At 59.0% G+C, this 544-nt stretch carries 1 protein-coding gene; it reads right to left on the bottom strand.

Features of this window, described 5'->3' with window-relative positions:
* Nucleotides 1-213: hypothetical protein (locus AOG27_RS21055; RefSeq protein WP_200909128.1), on the bottom strand; the 213-nt coding region annotated here is incomplete at its 3' end.
* Between the last annotated feature and the right edge of the window lie 331 nt (nucleotides 214-544).

Below are 544 nucleotides of genomic sequence, written 5' to 3'. Positions count from 1 at the left end.
CGCCTCGGCGTGGGCCGTCACCTCCGCCGGCGCGGCGACGATCGGCCGCGACAGCGGCGGAATCACCAGAGCATCCGGCGCCACCTCCGCCAGCCAGGCGGGATCCAGCTCCAGGCCCTCCTCGATGGTGAGCTCGGTATCCGAGCGGCGGTTGGCCTCCCGGGCCAGGGCCAGGCTCAGGCAGTGGCCGGCATCCAGTACCAGCAGCTTCACGCGCGCACCTCCCTCGGCATGCCGTCAGCGAAACGACGAATCAGAATGGTTATTAGGACCTTTCTGAGCAGTGACTGAGTGAGTGGCATAAGATGCTGATATTCATGCATATCCTTAAAGATTGCTCGTATCAAAAACAACACACTCACCAATACTTGTTGACTTCGTAGCAATTCGGCACCTTGAATGGGGCTATAATCAACATTTTTCCTCCCAGCACCGGCTCGACACTCCCATACGCTCGAACCTCAACCTGAAGGAGGACGGGTAGCTTCGACCGGCTGAAGGCATGTGGACAGACAACGATACCAACGCATGAAACCACGCCAAC

Source organism: Pseudoalteromonas lipolytica, assembly GCF_001306915.1.
GTDB lineage: Bacteria > Pseudomonadota > Gammaproteobacteria > Enterobacterales > Alteromonadaceae > Pseudoalteromonas > Pseudoalteromonas simplex.
This window is presented reverse-complemented; position numbering and strand designations above follow the sequence as displayed.